The sequence below is a fragment of the Methylomonas sp. Uni0011 genome, assembly GCF_056850255.1.
Genome location: NZ_JBVVNO010000019.1, coordinates 64,937 through 81,343, shown reverse-complemented (window position 1 = coordinate 81,343; position 16,407 = coordinate 64,937). Strand labels below are relative to the sequence as shown.

Genomic DNA, 16,407 nt, shown 5'->3' with positions numbered 1-16,407 from the left:
TTATTTGGCTTTTTATAACGGCCGCCGATCGCACTCAACATTGGGCTATCAATCCCCGCTTGAATTCGAGCAGGAATTTTATAGAAACGCTGCCTGATGTGGTGTCCGGTTTTTGTTGACCATTACACTAAGGGGCTGCGCGCTTTTGCGCAGTCCCGCTTGAGCGTAGGGTTAGGTTGCTTCATGGCGAAGAAACACCAGATGCTTAAGATGGGTCATTCTCTCAGGCCAAGGAAGAAAAATAAACTGCTCATCAATTGTGTACTCGGATGGATAATCTGAAATCACCTCTGTTCCGGCACACCGCAAAAGCTCGTAGTCATCTTCAGACGCTCCCTTGTCAAAGTAGCAGCGAAAAGAGATAGCGGCATCGGAAACTTCAAGAGATGCTGAACGAAGAGTTGAAGGCACATTACCCCAGAGCGAGCGTTGCGCACTAAGACGAATATCTGTGTCATCAAGCTGGTCCATGGTTCAGCAACCTAACGTGTGAATTAAGGGGCGCCGTTAGGCGTCCCGCTTGAATGATGGGTTAGAGAAAATGTTACGCTGAGACATGACAAACAACCTCGATGTTGTGGCCGTCAAAGTCTAAGACAAACGCCCCATAATAGTTGGGATGGTAATGGGCGCGAATTCCAGGAGCGCCATTATCACGACCACCTGCAGAAAGTGCGGCAGTATGAAAACTATCCACTTGCGCTCGCGAGCTTGCTTGAAATGCAATGTGAATTGGTGGGTCATTGGGGGTGCCGCCGCCTATCCAAAACTCTGGTTTTGGCGGCTCACCAAAGCCAGCAAAATCTTTGCTGCCTGAAATAGATGCTGGCACTTCAGCTAAAAGCTGGAAACCAATTGGGGCGAGTGCAAGCTTGTAAAACTCTTTGCTTTTTTCGATGTTGCTAACTGTTAAGCCTACATGGTCAATCATAGAACTGTCCTAATTTTCTCTAACGCCAAGCTAAGGGGCGCGCAGCGAAGCGGAGCGTCCCTTTGAGCGACGTGTTATAAGGATTTACTGGTTCCATTCATCACCTGTGGCCTTAGTATAAGGTTTTGTTGGATTGTTTGGCTGCAAAGCGAAGTTACAGTTACAACAGGAATGTTTTCTAATATTGGCGGAACCGGCTAAACACCACAAGCTGTAAAACCTTTGTTTACAATTCGGGCATTTGGTTGTAATCACGTGATACGACAAAAGCCCCCAAGAAAGAAAGCCGCCAGGAACGAGCACAAAGTTAACAGCGTCATTATAACTAACACCCATGGTTATAGATATTGCAGTTAGAGCAAACGCAAGTACCGCAGGAATGTAGCAATACCCCCACTTTTTCTTGATTTGCTGTAACTCGAATAATTGTTGGTCATTATTCATAGGCGCCACAAGACTTATAACGATAAGGGTAACTTGACGGCGAAAGCGTAGCGACGATAGGAGCGGAGCTTTTGCCGGTCAAGTTGACCCGCTGGTTATGCATTATTGTTGCCTACTAGCCGTGCGCCCATTATGGCCGCTGGAATAATTAATAAGCAGCCGACCACATCAACCCAGATCGGATCAAATGTAGCCATGGCAAGGCTAATAATTACACCAATAAGTCCAAAAATACTTGCGTTTTTATATGGAGCCAACTTGGCATATTTTGCACAAATATAACCACCTAAAAACGAACTACTTGTGCCAATAATTAACATGTAAACCAATACATTGGTTTGATGAAATAGAGATTCAACAGCTTCTTCTGTAAGCTCTTCCGCATATAGTGGTACAGCAATAACTCCGCCGGTAATATCAATAGCTAGAGCCACTGCAATAGCTATCGTTAATCCTTTAAAACTCACATTTTTCATACGTTACAAGACTCCTTTGATGCATAACGCCGAGTTCAGCGGCAGTTTTTAAGTCGTGGTTTTGTGGAAAACTTTTTGCGCAGCAAAACCACAAAACTGCGACTTAAAAACTGTCCAACGGAGGCGCGAAGCGCCGGAGTGATGCTGTAACGACTTGTTAGCCTTGTTAAATTACACCCAAACCTAAACGTATAGCGAGCGCTCTTACATATTCAGGATGGCGTATATTATGAGTCTCTAAAACCTGTTTCAGTAGCAGGTTTCTGGCTTTTTCTATTTCATTTTGCTTTGTGTAAATAATTGAACTAACTATTCTCGGTGTGTTGCAGTAGCTTAAATTATTTTCAGCACCTTCTAGCTCTTTTAGAATACACGCTCGACTTTCAAACCGATTTAAAAAATTAAGTCCGAACGTAAGCAATAAAGTTCGTATGTCCTCGGTTACAGCAGGCGTATTTTGGGTTCGCCACCAAATATCTTTGGTTAAACCACTTACGGGTCCTAAACGATCACGAATACAGCAATTGTATTCTTGAACCCATGATTTCGCTAAGCACCCTCCGTGAAATTCAGCAACTTCGGGGACATATACACCAAGGTTTACAGTAAACAGCCCGTAGAAATTTTCTTTTAAACCCGGAATGAATACACTACCCGGAGGTTCGGATTGTCCCATTTGGAAATTTATAACTTGCGTAAGACCATCAGGGGTTTGTCTATTAAAAGTGCGCCCACGAACTTTGAACCCGAACTCCTTGAGTGAGTTACGAATGGAGCTTTGAATTGCATCCACTTCAATTACGACTTCACTTTTGCTCATTCGCTTTTTCCATTGGCTAACGAATAGAGTTAACCTGCCAAAATGGAGCGAAGCGGAGTTTTGGTCAGGTTGAACGACTGGTTAAATGCCGTAGCGACATTTCGAAACAACAATTCTGATTCAAGCAAAGAAACTCGACTGACGCTGAAAATCATGGCTTAACCTGGAGGGAAAAACCTTGTCTGGTTGAACGCATGTTAACCTGCAAGGTTTTTCCCTCCAGGTAGTAGCATATTTTCATGATTTCTTCAGCTATTATTTGCCGTTTCTTCGCAATCATCTTTTATTGTTTTCTAAGCCTTTTGAGATTGGCCCGCATTTAACGTAAAGCTAACCGGCGCTGCGCGACTGTATCGCGCAGCGTCCAGAGAGCGAAGTGAACGGGGTTGGGCGCCGGGTTAGCCAGCATTTCGGCCAGGAGACTGCTTAAGCACTCCAACTGGGGCGAATGCCGCTGGCCAGAGTGCCAATTTGTAATGGTCTTTGCGCTCAAGGCCATCTGCGCTGAGTTCGTTTAGTGCGCCGAAATAGGCGCGGACTCGGTATGTGCCGGGGTTCAGGTCGATGCGGTCAATTGAGCCACCAGTGCATTCATGAATCTCAAGGTGACCAGACGGCAACTCCAGGCTGGCCTCGGCTATGTGATCCCACTGGTCGAAATCCGGTTCGGGCTCCGTTTCAAAGACTTCAAGCGTAACCGGTACATCCATGTTTCTTTCGGGCTGAATCACGACAACGTTTGGTGCTGCTTTGATTCTCCGTTCAATGTCGGTATCGGTGTAGTCGGTCGGCGCATCTGGTGAAACGTCCCGATCCCAGAGGTAGAACTGGTGGTAGTCGGCGAAGATGGAGTATGTACGTTTCATGATGGCTAACGCTGGAGCTAAGCGGCCACATCAATCGCGAAGCGATTGATTGGTCCGCTTGAGCGAGTAGTTAGGCGCAATTTGCCCGGAGCGAACTGCTCACGCAACCCGGATGGTGGTGTTTGGTGCCCGCGCCCTCCCGGAACTGCTCCCGACTACTCGACAGTGGTTCCTGAGTGCGACGCGGAGCTACGCGGCGCGGGCGGGCCGGATGTCTCGCAGCGAGGGAGTCTCGGCTTGCTGAGACCAAACTCGCCTCAGCCCGCCCTAGAACCAATCGCCTAACTATTGATTATCAGGCAAATCTGCCCGACAAGTTGATATTGCCGGCCATTTCGGGCACTTTTGCCCTGATAACCGCCAAACCGGGCACATCTGCCTTGATAACCGGATATTTGCCATAAATTCGGGCACATTTGCCTCTATAATCAGCTTGCGCCTCACTATATTCGTTAATAATTTGATGTCAAGCACAAAATCGCCAACCTTGCTGGAAGACGTGCGCCGCATTATGCGGCTCAAGCATTATTCGCTGCATACCGAGCGCACCTATTGCGAGTGGATCAAGCAGTTCGTCAAGTTTCATCGGCTTAGCGAAAGGGCTGCTTTACTGGAGGATGCCGAGGCAAAGATCGAGGCGTTTTTGAGTTACTTGGCCACCGAGCGCCAGGTGGCGTCCGCCACCCAGAACCAAGCCATGAATGCACTGGTGTTTTTGTACAAGCAGGTTTTGGGTGTCCCTCTGCTCAAGCGTATCGAAGCGATTCGCTCCAAATCCAGCCGTCATATTCCGGTGGTGTTGTCGGTGGACGAGATCAAGCAGGTTTTGCCGCGGGTGGAAGGCGTCGCGCAATTGGTGGTCAAGTTTTTGTACGGTAGCGGTTTACGCATTTCCGAAGCCGTCCGCTTGCGAGTGCAGGATATCGATTACGCCTACAGGCAGATTACCGTGCGCTCCGGCAAGGGCGATAAGGACAGGGTGACGACGTTTTCGGCGGCCATGGTGCCGATGCTGCAAAATCATCTGGAGAAGGTCAAGGCAATTCACGATCAGGATTTGGCAGCCGGTTTCGGCGCAGTGTATCTGCCTCATGCACTGACCAAGAAATACCCCAATGCCGAGCGCGAATGGGGCTGGCAATATGTGTTCCCGGCCCGTTCGTTATCGGTCGATCCTTTATCCGGCAAGACTCGCCGCCATCATGTAGACCAATCGCTAATCAATAAGGCGATTAAAGCGGCGGTTCGGCAGGCCGGCCTCAACAAGCGAGTATCGGCCCATACGTTCCGCCACAGTTTTGCTACGCACTTGCTGCAACGCGGCACCGATATTCGCACCATTCAAGCCTTATTGGGACATAGCGAGCTGGAAACCACAATGATTTACACCCATGTGCTGAATCAAGGCGGCCAAGGTGTTGTCAGCCCATTGGACGACTTGGCGCTTTAATTTAACCGCGCCGCCGCCCTCTGCCGGCCGCCCTGCGTTGTCAGCTTTGCCGCTTCTGTGTATCCTCCCCGCCATGCAAATTCATCTGATCGCCGTCGGCAGCAAAATGCCGGACTGGGTACAGCAAGGTTATAATGAGTACGCCAAGCGGCTGCCGCGCGAGTGCGAGTTGCTACTGCGCGAAATCGCGCCGGACAAGCGCAAAAGCGGCGACGTGGCCCGCATTACCCGCGACGAAGGCGAACGGATGATCGCCGCCTTGCCGCCGCGCGCCCACGTGGTGACGCTGGATATTCCCGGCAAACCCTGGTCGACCCCCGATCTGGCGCAGGCTTTGCAGCGCTGGCTCGGTAATGGCCAGCCGGTCGCGCTGATGGTTGGCGGCCCGGAAGGCCTGTCGCCGCAGGTCAAAGAGTTAGCGCGCGAATCCTGGAGCCTGTCGCCGCTGACCTTCCCGCATCCGCTGGTGCGTATCGTCGTTGCCGAACAAATTTACCGGGCCTGGAGTCTGCTCAACAACCACCCTTACCACCGTTAACGGTATGCAAGCACAATTGATCCTGGCCTCGGCCTCGCCGCGCCGCCGCGAATTACTGGCCCAAATCGGCATCCGCCACGCCGTCATGGCCGTCGACATCGACGAAACCCCGTTCCCCGGCGAGGCCCCGGCCACCTATGTCGAGCGGGTCGCGGCCGAAAAATCGGCCGTGTGCGCGGCGCAAAGCGACAGCCGGTTACCGATACTGGCCGCCGACACCAGCGTGATTTGTGATGGCCGGATTCTGGGCAAGCCCGACGATCTGCAACATGCCATCGAAATGCTGAGCCGGCTGTCCGGCCGCAGCCACCAAGTGTATAGCGCGGTATCCTTGCGTAGCGGGCAAACCCATTGGCAGGCCTTGAGCGTCAGCGAAGTGCGTTTCCGCCCCCTCAGCCACCAGGAGATCGTGGCCTATTGGCAAACCGGGGAACCTTGCGATAAAGCCGGTGCCTATGCGATTCAGGGACTGGCCAGCGTGTTTATCGAGTCGATCGCCGGCAGTTTTTCCGGGGTGATGGGCCTACCGCTATTCGAAACCGCACAACTGTTGAGCCAAGCCGGCATAGAAGTGATTCAATGAGCGAAGAAATATTAATCAATGTGACGCCGCCGGAAACCCGGGTCGCCGTCATCGAAAACGGCGTATTGCAGGAACTGATCATCGAGCGCGTTCGCCAAAAGGGCCTGGTCGGCAACATTTACAAGGGCGAGGTCTGCCGGGTATTGCCGGGCATGCAGGCCGCCTTCGTCGACATCGGCCTGGACAAGGCCGCCTTTCTGCATTTATCCGACTTCAGTAGCCAGGAACTGGCCGAAAAAGGCTCGGAGAATATCGAACATTACCTGAAGGAAGGCCAGAAACTGGTGGTGCAAGTCACTAAAGACCCGCTCGGCAACAAGGGCGCCCGGCTCACCACCGACATTTCGATTCCGTCGCGCTACCAGGTCTACATGCCTTATGCCGGCAACTCCGGCGTGTCGCAGCGCATCGAATGCGAGTCCGAGCGCACCCGGCTGCGGGCCTGCATCGAGGCCTACCAGCAAAAGCACCAGGTGCCGGGTGGCTTCATCGCCCGCACCGCCGCCGAATGCGTCGAGGAAGTGATTCTGTATTCCGACATGACCTTCTTGCACAAACTCTGGGAATCGATCCTGGACAAGAGCAAAAAGGCCAAAGTCAAATCCTTGATCCACGAAGACCTGCCGCTCAGCATCCGCACCTTGCGCGATTTGTACAAAGACGGCATCGAAAAAATCCGGGTCGATTCCAAGGAAACCTTTTTGAAGCTGGTCGAATTCGCCGAGACCTTCGTCCCGGAAATCGTCTCGGTGATCGAACATTACTCCGGCGAGCGGCCGGTGTTCGACATCTACAACGTCGAAGACGAGATCAGCAAGGCCCTGGACCGTAAGGTCAAGCTCAAGTCCGGCGGCCATCTGGTGTTCGACCAGACCGAATCGATGACGACGGTGGACGTCAATACCGGCGGCTACGTCGGCGGCCGCAACCTGGAAGAAACCATCTTCAAGACCAATCTGGAAGCGGCGCAAACCATTTCCCGCCAGCTGCGGCTGCGCAATCTGGGCGGTATCATCATCATCGATTTCATCGATATGCAAAGCGACGAGCACAAGAAACAAGTGCTGGCCGCGCTGCAGCGCAATCTGGAAAAAGACCACGCCAAGACCAAGATCACCGAGGTATCGGCGCTGGGTCTGGTGGAAATGACCCGCAAACGCACCCGCGAGAGCCTGGAGCACATTCTGTGCGAGCCTTGCTCGACTTGCGGCGGTCGCGGCGTACTGAAAACCGCCGAATCGATCTGCCTGGAGATTTTCCGCGAAATCATCCGGGTGGTGCGGCAATACAGCGTGCAGCAAATTCTGGTCCTGGCCTCGGAGCAGGTGGTGGAAATGCTGCTGGACGAGGAAGCCGACATGCTGGCCGAGCTGGAAGTGTTTCTGAAGGTGGCGATCAAGATTCGCGCCGAAGCCGAATACAACCAGGAACACTACGACGTGGTGTTGCTATAGGCCTAAGTTTTGGTTATCCACCGCCATGTCAGCCGGGCCACCCGGCACCTGCTGTTCTGGTCGCTGATCGCGGCGGCGCTGGCATTGAGCGCGGTCAGGCTGTTTCTGATCGACATCGCCGACCACCGCCAACGGCTGGAAAGCGAAATTCGGCGCATCAGCGGCGTGCCGCTGCACATAGGCCGGCTCAGCGCCAAGATGCGCGGCTTCAGCCCGGAATTGATACTACGCGACATCACGATAGACGCCGCGGAAGCCGTCACCAAACCGGCGATCAGTTTGCAACAGGTACGGATCGGCATCAATTTGCTGGAATGGTTGTTCACCCAGGATGCGATGGCCTCCGGCTGGGTCACGCTGGTCGGCGCCAAACTGGACATTATCCGCGATGCCGACGGCGCCCTGCGCATCAAAGGCCTGCATAGCAGCGACGAGCAACCGCTCTGGTTGCTGGAAGGCGGCCAATACGAAATCCTGCAAAGCCAGGTCACCTGGCTGGACTCTAAACGACAACGGCCGCCGGTGACGATCGCCGACTTCGACTTGCGCATCGAAAACCGTAGCGAGGACCACGAAATCCACTTAATCAGCCGGCTGCCGGATTCCTTAGGCGATAGCATGCGGATTTCCGCACTACTGCACGGCAATATTTTCCAGGCCAACGCCCTCAACGGTCGGCTTTATATCGAAGGCGACAATCTGCAAGGTCCGGCCTGGTTGATCGAAGATTTACCGGCCGGACTGCACTTGTATTCGGGTTCGGGCGATATTCGGCTGTGGAGCGATTGGCGCGACTCGACGCCCTACCGGATTGCCGGTTACGTGCAGGGGCAGCAAATCAAGCTCGGCAAACAGACCGGCAAAGCCCTGCAACTGGACACCTTCGAGGGCAATCTGGCCTGGAGCGAAACCGACGGCCGCCAGCGCTGGGGCGTTTACGACATGAACGCGGTCAGCAACCGCCAACGCTGGCACGGCGGCGAGTTTTACCTGCAGCGCGACGCCGAAGGCAATCTCGGCGGCCGCATCGAAGCCCTGAATCTGCAAGCCTTGGACCATTTGACGGCGCCGTTTCTGGGCGACGCCGCCGGCTTCGAACGCTGGTTGAAGTTGAATCCGCGCGGCGAATTGCGCAACACGGCGCTGTATATCGATAGCGCACAGCAACATTACGCCGTGACCGGCGAATTTGCCGAGCTCGGCATCGACGCCGTCGACGGCATGCCGCAAGTGCAGGGCTTACGCGGCAGCATCACGGCCGGCGACCAGGGCGGCCGGCTGGTTTTCGCTACCGAACGCGCCGGTTTCGACGCGCCGGCCATGTTTCGGGACCAACTGGAAATCGCCCGCCTGACCGGCCGGCTGGACTGGGTGCAAACCGATACCGATTGGCAATTTTCCAGCGACGGCCTGCAGTTGGATAGCGCCGACTTCCAAACCACCACCCGACTGCAATTGAGCATCCCGCACGACGGTGGCAGTCCGGTAATCGACATGCGCACCCGCTTCGGCAATTTCGCCGACATCAGCCAGGTGCCGCGCTACCTGCCGGCCAAAATAATGGGCAAAGACGCAGTAGCCTGGCTGGACGACGCCTTTATCGGCGGCCATATCGATAAGGGCGAAATGCGGTTGCAGGGCAAGCTGGCGGACTTCCCGTTCACCTCCGGCGCCGGCCGTTTCGAAGTGGTGTTTGCGATAGACGACGGCGAAATCCAGTTCAATGCCTTATGGCCGCATTTGCGCGCGGTGCATGCCGACGTGCAGTTTCTTGGCGCCGACTTGCAAGTTGCGATCGACGGCGGCCATAGCGAAGAAGTGGGTATCGATCAGGCCGTCGTGACGATTCCGGACCTGGCCGACAGCGATTACGTCTACGTCTGGGGCCAAGTACACAGCAAGCTGCCGCAAAGCCTGCAATATCTGCAAAAAACCCCGCTGCACGTCAAAACCGATCCGCTAGCCAAAGTATTGGCGCCGGAAGGCGACACCCAAGTCGACCTGGATCTGAAAATCGCCTATTACGACACCCTGCCCACCACGGTGAAAGTCGATGCCCATCTGGATAAGGCACGCCTGCTGCTGAAGCCGGTGGATCTAATGGTCGACAACATCGACGGCGTGCTGCACTTCACCGAAGACCGCGTCAGTAGCACCCCGCTGGAAGCCAGAACCCTGGGCTATCCGATCCGCGGCCAATTGCAAAGCGACCAGAGCGCAACGCAATTGCTGATCAGCGGCGTCACCGACGTCGAGCGCTTACAAAAGCAGTTCTCTTTCTTGAAAACCCAGGCGGCCAAGGGCGGCTTCAATTACCAGGCCGCACTGACCCTGCCTTACGCCGCCGACCAGGCCGACGTCTTGCAAATTACCAGCAATCTGCAGGGCGTCAGCCTGGATGCGCCGGAGCGACTCGGCAAAACCGCCGGCGAGGAACGCCCGTTGAACTTGCGTTTCATACTGGACGACGGCGAATTCGTGCCGTTGCATATCGGCTACGGCCGGGAGCTGCAGGCGGCTTTGCAAATCGACGGCCAAAGTAACGGCTTGCGTTCGGCGCATATCGTTTACGGCGAAGGCGCCGCCGAAATTTTCGACCGTCCCGGCCTGAAATTGGAAATCCGCCAGCCCCAATTCAAATTATCCGAAGCGCTGGCCGCATTCGGTTCCGGCGACAACCAAGCCCGTCTGCCGGCACTGCAGGAGTTGGTGCTGGACAGCGGCGATCTGGTTTGGCAAGGACTCCGCTTAGGTGCCGTCGCCTGCCGGATGCAGCATAGTGACCAAGCTTGGCAAGGCTCGATAGACAGCACGATGGCACGCGGCCACTTTACGATTCCGGACCAACGCGGAGGCGCCGAGCGCATCCACCTGCAAATGGAGCACCTGAATATGACCGCCATGGAAGGACTCAATTTCGGCGGTGCCGAGGAGGCGGCCGTCGGCGATTTGCCGCTGATCGATATCGATAGCAAGCAATTGCTGTGGCGGAATGTGGACCTGGGCAATCTGAAACTACGCACCGAACGGTTGATCAACGGCATTCATTTCAAGCACGTGCAACTGGCCAGCGTGGCCGGCACCATCGACTTCAGCGCCGACTGGTTGAAATTGGGCAGCGCCAGTTCCACCCAACTGACCGGAAAATTGAACATGAAAGGCTTCGGTCTGTTCCTGTCGCAACTGGGCTTTACCGACGACTTTCGCGGCACCGACGCCGAAATCGGCTTTAACGGCAGTTGGCGCGGCGGCCCGCAGCAGTTTTCGCTGGCCGGCGTCAACGGCCAACTCCGGCTCAAACTCAGCGACGGCCGCATTTCCAGCATCGAACCCGGCTTCGGCCGCTTGCTGGGGCTGATCGCGATGGAACAATGGGCCAAACGCCTGAGCCTGGATTTCAGCGACGTTTTCCGCCAGGGGCTGGCCTTCGATACGATTACCGGTACCGTCAAGATCAGTAACGGCCTGGCCTATTCCGACGATTTGGTCATCGACGCGGTGTCGGCCAAACTAAGTGTCGCCGGCAACGCCGACTTGGTACAGAAGATCGTGGACCAACGGGTAGCCGTGGTACCTAAGAGTTCCGGCGCCGTTCCCATTGCTGGTACAATCGTCGGCGGCATCGCCGCGATGATTACCCAAGCGGTGACCGACGATTACAAAGAGGGATATTTTTTCGGCTCGCAATACAAACTGAGCGGGCCATGGGGCAATGTCGAAGTGACGCCGCTGCACGACCAGGACGGTTTGGTGAAGAAAGCCTGGCGCAGCCTGACCGGCTTCGAATGGCTGGATTCGCTCGGCAAATGACCGGTTCAGCGCCAGCGAGAACTGCCCACCCCGATCGACGCAACCAACTAAATACCATCAGGGACCACTCATGACACTATGTGCCGCCATCCAAATGGCTTCCGGGCCGCAAGTCAGCGCCAATTTGCTCGAAGCCGAAAAACAAATTGCCGAAGCCGTCAAAGCCGGCGCCAAGCTGGTGGCTTTGCCGGAAAACTTTGCCATCATGGGCATGAACGAGTACGACAAAGTCAAGGTCGGCGAGCCGGACGGACAGGGCCCGATTCAGGAGTTCCTGGCTGCGACGGCGAAAAAATACGGCACTTGGATCATTGGCGGCACCATGCCGATGCAAGCCTCGGTCCCGAATAAAGTGCGCGCTGCCTGCCTGATCTACAACGACCAGGGCCAACGTGTGGCGCGTTACGACAAGGTGCACTTGTTCGACGTCAGCGTCCCCGATACCGCCGAGGAATACCGGGAATCGGATTCGGTGGAAGCCGGCGAAGGTTCCTGCGTAATCGATACCCCGTTCGGCCGCCTCGGTGTCGCGGTCTGCTACGACCTGCGTTTCCCGGAGTTTTTCCGGCCCATGACCCGCAAAGGTCTGGACATCCTGGTGATTCCGTCAGCCTTCACCGCCAAAACCGGCGCTGCGCACTGGGAAGTCCTGCTGCGGGCGCGGGCGATCGAAAACCTGTGCTACGTGTTGGCGCCCAACCAGGGCGGCTTTCATATGAACGGCCGCCAAACTTTCGGCCACAGCATGGTCATCGACCCCTGGGGCGTGGTGCTGGATTGCTACAAGACCGGCCCCGGCTTCGTCTGCGGCGAAGTCGACAAGAACCGACTGGAAAAGATGCGGGTGTCGTTCCCGGTGTTGGAACACAGACGCTATTTTTGCGAGTGAATCCGGTTATGTTGAAACGAGTCCGCTACGCGCTTCCCTGCCTGCTTTTGGCCGCCTGCGGCGAAACGCCGGAGAAGTACCGCGATACCCACCATCTGGAATTACCGCCGGTGCTGCCGATCGAGCACACTAACCCGCAACCGGCCCTCGACTCCGACGATCTGAAGCCGAAATCGGCTCTGGCCGGGCTGATGACCTTCACCGACGGCGACAAACCGCTGCTCACCTTGAAGACCCGCGAAGAACGGGCCTGGGAAATGATCGCAACGGCATTAAAAATCACCGACATCGAGATCCTAGACAAAAATCAGCAGGACGGCAGGTTCCAGGTACGTTACGACCCGGACACGGCCGGCAAGGATCTGAGCCTGATCAGAACCTTGCTGAACAACCATTACGCCGAAGCCGAATATTTGATCACGTTGCAGGAACAAACCGGCGGCATCCGCGTTAACGCGGCCCTGGCCAAACCGGAAGAGATGGAGACCGACGAGGACGGCTCGGCGGAGCTGTTGCGCCTGCTGCACAAAACCATAGACGAGAAAATTCTGAACCGGAATCCTCAAGCCAAACCGGAAAATTAAGGCGCGGCGACGGCATCCGCCCGCCAGTCGCCGGATTTGCCGCCGCTCTTTTCCAACAGGCGCACGCCTTGGATAGTCATGCCGCGGTCGACCGCCTTGCACATGTCGTAGATGGTCAATAGCGCAATTTGGGTGGCGGTCAGCGCTTCCATTTCGACGCCGGTCTGGCCGCTGGTTTTGACCAAGGCTCGACAGTAAACCCGATTCAGAGCGGTCTGGGGCTGCAGGTCGATTTCGACATGGGTCAGTGGCAACGGATGGCACAACGGAATCAGCTCGGCGGTCTTCTTGCTGGCCATGATCCCGGCGATCCGGGCCACGCCAAGCACATCGCCTTTCTTATGTGCGCCGTTTACAATCAATGCCAGCGTTTCCGGCCGCATCTCGATATAGCCCTCGCAAACCGCGCTGCGTTGGGTAACGGCTTTGGCGCCGACATCGACCATGTGGACATCCCCGGCAGCGTTGAAGTGGGTAAGCGGCGAATTGGACATGACAGGCTGAAAGATTAAATAAACGTATTGTATTACCCGGTAAAACAGAATGTCGATCAAAGTGCTGTACTTCGCAAGTTTGAAAGAATACGTCGGTCGTGACGGCGACGAATTCGTCGTTTCCACCCCGGTTTCGGTGGGCGAACTATGGCAGTTGGCCAATCCCGATCTGGCTCGGCCCACCGCATTGCTGGCGGCGATCAATATGAATTATGCCAATCTGGACAGCTTGGTCGCGGACGGCGACGAGGTGGCGTTTTTTCCGCCGGTGACGGGAGGTTGAAGACCATGGCGGTGAAATTATCGGATACGGTTTTCGATCCCTGGCAAGAAATCGCTAACCACCAACAAGCGGCCGGCATGGCCGGAAAATACGGCGCGACGGCCGTGTTCGTCGGCACCATGCGCGATTTCAACCAAGGCGATGCCGTATCCGGCATGTACCTGGAACACTACCCCGGCATGACCGAGAAACAACTGATGCATATAGTCGAACAGGCAACAAGCCAATGGCGGGTTTTGGATACGCTGGTCGTGCATCGCGTCGGCCGGGTCGAACCCAACGACTCGCTGGTATTGGTAGCGGCCTGGTCCGAACATCGCGGCGACGCCTTCGACGCCAGCCGTTTCATCATGGAGAATCTGAAAAGCCGGGCGCCGTTCTGGAAACGGGAAACGCTGACCAACGGCGAGCAACGCTGGGTGGATAAAAACAGCTCCGGCTACAAACACCAATCTTGAGTCGTAAAGGCGTTGGCCGCCTTTCCGTCCAGTTCCATCCTCTGCTTCGCTTCCGCCTCCGGCAACCGCCGCTGCAACTCGGCAATTTGCCGATTCGCCGTTTCGATCTGCTGCTTCAGTTCAGCGATGGTTTCGTGCAGATATTCGAAGTGAACTTGAAAATAGCGGGCCGACGGAAAAGCGGCTTCCAACTTTTCCGCGGCCAAATCCGCCGACTTGCTACGCGAATGTCTTGGTTTCATAACATTACCCGAACGGAAGGAAGCTTCGATTAAACGCTGTCCCAGGTTTCAGCGAACGACATAGAGTCGATTCCGTTCAAAGCAGTTTACACACGGCCTGCAGAATCATATCGCTCAGAGTTTTCTTAAGGACTAACACCCCGGCGGCGCCGATCGGCGGGCGCCTTATCCATTAAGACGTTTCAGAAACCAAATACCCCACTTTTCGAGCAAAAATTTTGTTCGAGCCTGCTTGTCGGGGAGCAGTCAACTCAAAGTAATCCGGCGCTTGTGCATGTTCTGAATCGTCGGTTGCTTGGTTATGGTCAGCATCGCCGCCTGCGGCAACTTTTTGTGGATTAGACTGACCATCTCTACTTCGCCGTCCGGATCGAGCGAATCAAAGGCTTCTTGCATCAATATCCACTTTGGTTTATGCAACAACAAGCGCACCAAACCCAAACGTTGCTTTTGCTCGCGCTCCAAAGTTTTGTCCCAATCGGCGTGTTGATCCAACTGCTCCACCAACTCGCCGACGCCGGCCAACTGTAGGGTGTCGATCAATAGTTGCTGGTCGAAGCTACTGGCATCGGCCGGATAACAAATTGAAGCGCGCAGGTTGCCGGTCGGCAAATACGGCTTGGGCGGCATGAAAAACATCTGTTCGTCGTCCGGCAGTTCGATGGTGCCTTCGCCCCACGGCCACAATCCTGCAATTGCCTTAAACAATTTGTTGCCGGAGAACGCGTTACCGGCAATCAACACCCTTTCGCCGGCGCGAATTTCCTCGTTTAGCATCGAAATACAGACGATGTTGTCCAGCCGGCTAATGCACAAATTGCGGAATGCCAACACCGAGTTGTCTTGCTTGACTCTGCGAATGCGGTGCGGATCGGGTTTGGCGATTTCGCGTTCCAATTGCTCCAGTGCCTTACTCAGCCCAAGCACGCGTTCTACCGAGGCCCGCCATTCCGCGACCTTGCCCATGTTATCGACCGGCCAGGACAACGCGGCGACCATCTGTTGGAAGGCCTGCGCCGATTGCATCAATGCGCCCAAGCTGATGGTTCCCAGAATAAAGCGCGGCGCGGAGACCAGGATGGGGAACGCCATGGACAGGATGGAATAGCCGGAACTGAACATTGTGATCCGTTGCCAGGCCAAGGTTTGCTGATTCCAAGCATCGACGATATTGCCGAACAAACGGTGGAAATGCGGATTCTCGTGGCGTTCCCCATGGATCAAGGCAATCGCTTGCGCGTTTTCGCGGGCCTTGACCAGTGCAAAACGGAAATTGGCTTCAACGGTTTGCCGATTATCGGTCGCCGTAGTCAGCGGTCGACCTATCCACCAGCCCAGAACCGAGGCACTGGCGGCATAGATCAGCGCCAACCAGACCAAATGGCCTTGAATCGGAATTTGCGCTATACCGAGATCGATGGCGACACTGCCGGACAAAGTCCATAAAATCTCGGTAAAACTTACCAACAGCAGCACGCAGTAAAACATTGTATGTAGTAGATCGATCGCATATTCAGTCGAAATCCGGACATCTTCGGCGATACGCCCATCCGGATTGTCGTGCTGGCCGGGAATGTGGGTCACCAGATAGTGGCGACCGTCTCGCATCCATTGGCCGATCAATTTATCGGTCAACCAGCCGCGCCAACCCAATTGCAACCGCCGTTTAATGACCAAGTGCGTCGCGGTGATCGCAATGTTCGCCAAAAAGATCAGCACAATCAGACCGATTTGGGTAAAGAACCGCGACATCGACCGTTGTTCCAGAGCATCGAACAAATCGGCGCTCCATTCGGTGATAATCACTGAAATAGCGATTTGGGCGACAGTCAGCGCAATCAACGCCGCCGACAGTCCGCGAATACTGGCCTTGTTTTCGGAACACCAGAAAGGCCCCGCCAATCGGACGAACTGCATGAAAAATTTGCTAGTGTTTCGCAAGGCCATTTCTCCGCGTTAAGGTCGGGGCGCAATATAACAAAATTAAGCACATCCACAACCAAGAAATGTTTCAGTTGGATGTCAAACGCGACTCGAAGCGGAATCGGACTCTTTAGGTTTGGCAGCGAAATACCGGGGACAACG

At 55.2% G+C, this 16,407-nt stretch carries 17 protein-coding genes; 9 read left to right on the top strand and 8 right to left on the bottom strand.

Going from position 1 to position 16,407, the window contains the following annotated elements; all coding sequences use genetic code 11:
• Window positions 1–171: 171 nt before the first annotated feature.
• The 5 genes from AC0IM9_RS17240 to AC0IM9_RS17220 all read right to left on the bottom strand — a co-directional run bounded on the left by AC0IM9_RS17240 (window position 172) and on the right by AC0IM9_RS17220 (window position 3,537).
• Window positions 172–471, bottom strand: a complete 300-nt coding sequence (locus AC0IM9_RS17240) for a MafI2 family immunity protein (protein ID WP_445372306.1) — start codon at window positions 469–471, stop codon at window positions 172–174.
• Between the two features lie 73 nt (window positions 472–544).
• Window positions 545–931, bottom strand: coding sequence for a VOC family protein (locus AC0IM9_RS17235; protein WP_445372305.1), 387 nt, complete (start codon window positions 929–931; stop codon window positions 545–547).
• A gap of 539 nt (window positions 932–1,470) precedes the next feature.
• On the bottom strand, window positions 1,471–1,851 hold the full coding sequence (locus AC0IM9_RS17230) for a hypothetical protein (protein WP_445372304.1): 381 nt from the start codon (window positions 1,849–1,851) through the stop codon (window positions 1,471–1,473).
• Between the two features lie 166 nt (window positions 1,852–2,017).
• Window positions 2,018–2,671, bottom strand: coding sequence for a DUF4304 domain-containing protein (locus AC0IM9_RS17225; RefSeq protein ID WP_445372303.1), 654 nt, complete (start codon window positions 2,669–2,671; stop codon window positions 2,018–2,020).
• A gap of 398 nt (window positions 2,672–3,069) precedes the next feature.
• On the bottom strand, window positions 3,070–3,537 hold the full coding sequence (locus tag AC0IM9_RS17220; RefSeq protein WP_482804808.1) for a hypothetical protein: 468 nt from the start codon (window positions 3,535–3,537) through the stop codon (window positions 3,070–3,072).
• Between the two features lie 463 nt (window positions 3,538–4,000).
• On the opposite strand from AC0IM9_RS17220, the gene AC0IM9_RS17215 reads away from it, so the two are divergent.
• The 7 genes from AC0IM9_RS17215 to AC0IM9_RS17185 all read left to right on the top strand — a co-directional run bounded on the left by AC0IM9_RS17215 (window position 4,001) and on the right by AC0IM9_RS17185 (window position 12,845).
• A complete protein-coding gene (locus tag AC0IM9_RS17215; protein WP_482804807.1) occupies window positions 4,001–4,987 on the top strand; it encodes an integron integrase in 987 nt (328 codons plus the stop codon).
• 73 nt (window positions 4,988–5,060) lie between these two features.
• Window positions 5,061–5,525: a 23S rRNA (pseudouridine(1915)-N(3))-methyltransferase RlmH gene (gene rlmH, locus AC0IM9_RS17210; protein ID WP_445372301.1), complete on the top strand. Its 465-nt coding sequence runs from the start codon at window positions 5,061–5,063 to the stop codon at window positions 5,523–5,525.
• 4 nt (window positions 5,526–5,529) lie between these two features.
• Complete coding sequence (locus AC0IM9_RS17205; RefSeq protein ID WP_445372300.1) at window positions 5,530–6,108, top strand: Maf family protein; 579 nt, start codon at window positions 5,530–5,532, stop codon at window positions 6,106–6,108.
• On the top strand, window positions 6,105–7,562 hold the full coding sequence (gene rng, locus AC0IM9_RS17200; protein ID WP_140912080.1) for a ribonuclease G: 1,458 nt from the start codon (window positions 6,105–6,107) through the stop codon (window positions 7,560–7,562). Before AC0IM9_RS17205 ends, rng begins: the two co-directional genes overlap by 4 nt.
• 9 nt (window positions 7,563–7,571) lie before the next feature.
• The gene (locus tag AC0IM9_RS17195) at window positions 7,572–11,372 is read left to right on the top strand and encodes a YhdP family protein (protein WP_482804806.1); all 3,801 of its coding nucleotides are present in this window, start codon (window positions 7,572–7,574) and stop codon (window positions 11,370–11,372) included.
• Between the two features lie 70 nt (window positions 11,373–11,442).
• Complete coding sequence (locus AC0IM9_RS17190) at window positions 11,443–12,261, top strand: carbon-nitrogen hydrolase family protein (protein WP_140912078.1); 819 nt, start codon at window positions 11,443–11,445, stop codon at window positions 12,259–12,261.
• A gap of 8 nt (window positions 12,262–12,269) precedes the next feature.
• Window positions 12,270–12,845 (top strand): hypothetical protein, encoded by a 576-nt coding sequence (locus tag AC0IM9_RS17185; RefSeq protein WP_482804805.1) that lies wholly within the window; start codon window positions 12,270–12,272, stop codon window positions 12,843–12,845.
• On the opposite strand, the gene moaC is transcribed toward AC0IM9_RS17185, so the two are convergent.
• On the bottom strand, window positions 12,842–13,339 hold the full coding sequence (gene moaC / locus AC0IM9_RS17180; protein ID WP_482804804.1) for a cyclic pyranopterin monophosphate synthase MoaC: 498 nt from the start codon (window positions 13,337–13,339) through the stop codon (window positions 12,842–12,844). The two genes, AC0IM9_RS17185 and moaC, sit on opposite strands and share 4 nt — an antisense overlap.
• A gap of 49 nt (window positions 13,340–13,388) precedes the next feature.
• Between moaC and AC0IM9_RS17175 the strand changes: the two genes are divergently transcribed.
• Both AC0IM9_RS17175 and AC0IM9_RS17170 read left to right on the top strand, forming a co-directional pair.
• The gene (locus tag AC0IM9_RS17175; RefSeq protein ID WP_140912075.1) at window positions 13,389–13,622 is read left to right on the top strand and encodes a MoaD/ThiS family protein; all 234 of its coding nucleotides are present in this window, start codon (window positions 13,389–13,391) and stop codon (window positions 13,620–13,622) included.
• Between the two features lie 5 nt (window positions 13,623–13,627).
• Window positions 13,628–14,080: a molybdenum cofactor biosynthesis protein MoaE gene (locus tag AC0IM9_RS17170; protein ID WP_482804803.1), complete on the top strand. Its 453-nt coding sequence runs from the start codon at window positions 13,628–13,630 to the stop codon at window positions 14,078–14,080.
• Here AC0IM9_RS17170 and AC0IM9_RS17165 read toward each other — a convergent pair.
• A complete protein-coding gene (locus AC0IM9_RS17165; protein WP_482804802.1) occupies window positions 14,062–14,322 on the bottom strand; it encodes a hypothetical protein in 261 nt (86 codons plus the stop codon). The two genes, AC0IM9_RS17170 and AC0IM9_RS17165, sit on opposite strands and share 19 nt — an antisense overlap.
• Before the next feature lie 246 nt (window positions 14,323–14,568).
• Window positions 14,569–16,239, bottom strand: coding sequence for an ABC transporter ATP-binding protein/permease (locus AC0IM9_RS17160; protein ID WP_186289550.1), 1,671 nt, complete (start codon window positions 16,237–16,239; stop codon window positions 14,569–14,571).
• Window positions 16,240–16,407: the final 168 nt, after the last annotated feature.

Excerpts from the sequence above, each read along its gene's own strand:
- AC0IM9_RS17160 (WP_186289550.1), bottom strand. The coding sequence starts at position 16,239 with ATGCAGTTCGTCCGATTGGCGGGGCCTTTCTGGTGTTCCGAAAACAAG.
- AC0IM9_RS17175 (WP_140912075.1), top strand. The coding sequence starts at position 13,389 with ATGTCGATCAAAGTGCTGTACTTCGCAAGTTTGAAAGAATACGTCGGT.
- AC0IM9_RS17225 (WP_445372303.1), bottom strand. The coding sequence starts at position 2,671 with ATGAGCAAAAGTGAAGTCGTAATTGAAGTGGATGCAATTCAAAGCTCC.
- rlmH (WP_445372301.1), top strand. The coding sequence starts at position 5,061 with ATGCAAATTCATCTGATCGCCGTCGGCAGCAAAATGCCGGACTGGGTA.
- AC0IM9_RS17235 (WP_445372305.1), bottom strand. The coding sequence starts at position 931 with ATGATTGACCATGTAGGCTTAACAGTTAGCAACATCGAAAAAAGCAAA.
- AC0IM9_RS17190 (WP_140912078.1), top strand. The coding sequence starts at position 11,443 with ATGACACTATGTGCCGCCATCCAAATGGCTTCCGGGCCGCAAGTCAGC.
- AC0IM9_RS17205 (WP_445372300.1), top strand. The coding sequence starts at position 5,530 with ATGCAAGCACAATTGATCCTGGCCTCGGCCTCGCCGCGCCGCCGCGAA.
- AC0IM9_RS17240 (WP_445372306.1), bottom strand. The coding sequence starts at position 471 with ATGGACCAGCTTGATGACACAGATATTCGTCTTAGTGCGCAACGCTCG.
- AC0IM9_RS17185 (WP_482804805.1), top strand. The coding sequence starts at position 12,270 with ATGTTGAAACGAGTCCGCTACGCGCTTCCCTGCCTGCTTTTGGCCGCC.
- AC0IM9_RS17170 (WP_482804803.1), top strand. The coding sequence starts at position 13,628 with ATGGCGGTGAAATTATCGGATACGGTTTTCGATCCCTGGCAAGAAATC.
- AC0IM9_RS17230 (WP_445372304.1), bottom strand. The coding sequence starts at position 1,851 with ATGAAAAATGTGAGTTTTAAAGGATTAACGATAGCTATTGCAGTGGCT.
- AC0IM9_RS17165 (WP_482804802.1), bottom strand. The coding sequence starts at position 14,322 with ATGAAACCAAGACATTCGCGTAGCAAGTCGGCGGATTTGGCCGCGGAA.
- AC0IM9_RS17215 (WP_482804807.1), top strand. The coding sequence starts at position 4,001 with ATGTCAAGCACAAAATCGCCAACCTTGCTGGAAGACGTGCGCCGCATT.
- rng (WP_140912080.1), top strand. The coding sequence starts at position 6,105 with ATGAGCGAAGAAATATTAATCAATGTGACGCCGCCGGAAACCCGGGTC.
- moaC (WP_482804804.1), bottom strand. The coding sequence starts at position 13,339 with ATGTCCAATTCGCCGCTTACCCACTTCAACGCTGCCGGGGATGTCCAC.
- AC0IM9_RS17220 (WP_482804808.1), bottom strand. The coding sequence starts at position 3,537 with ATGAAACGTACATACTCCATCTTCGCCGACTACCACCAGTTCTACCTC.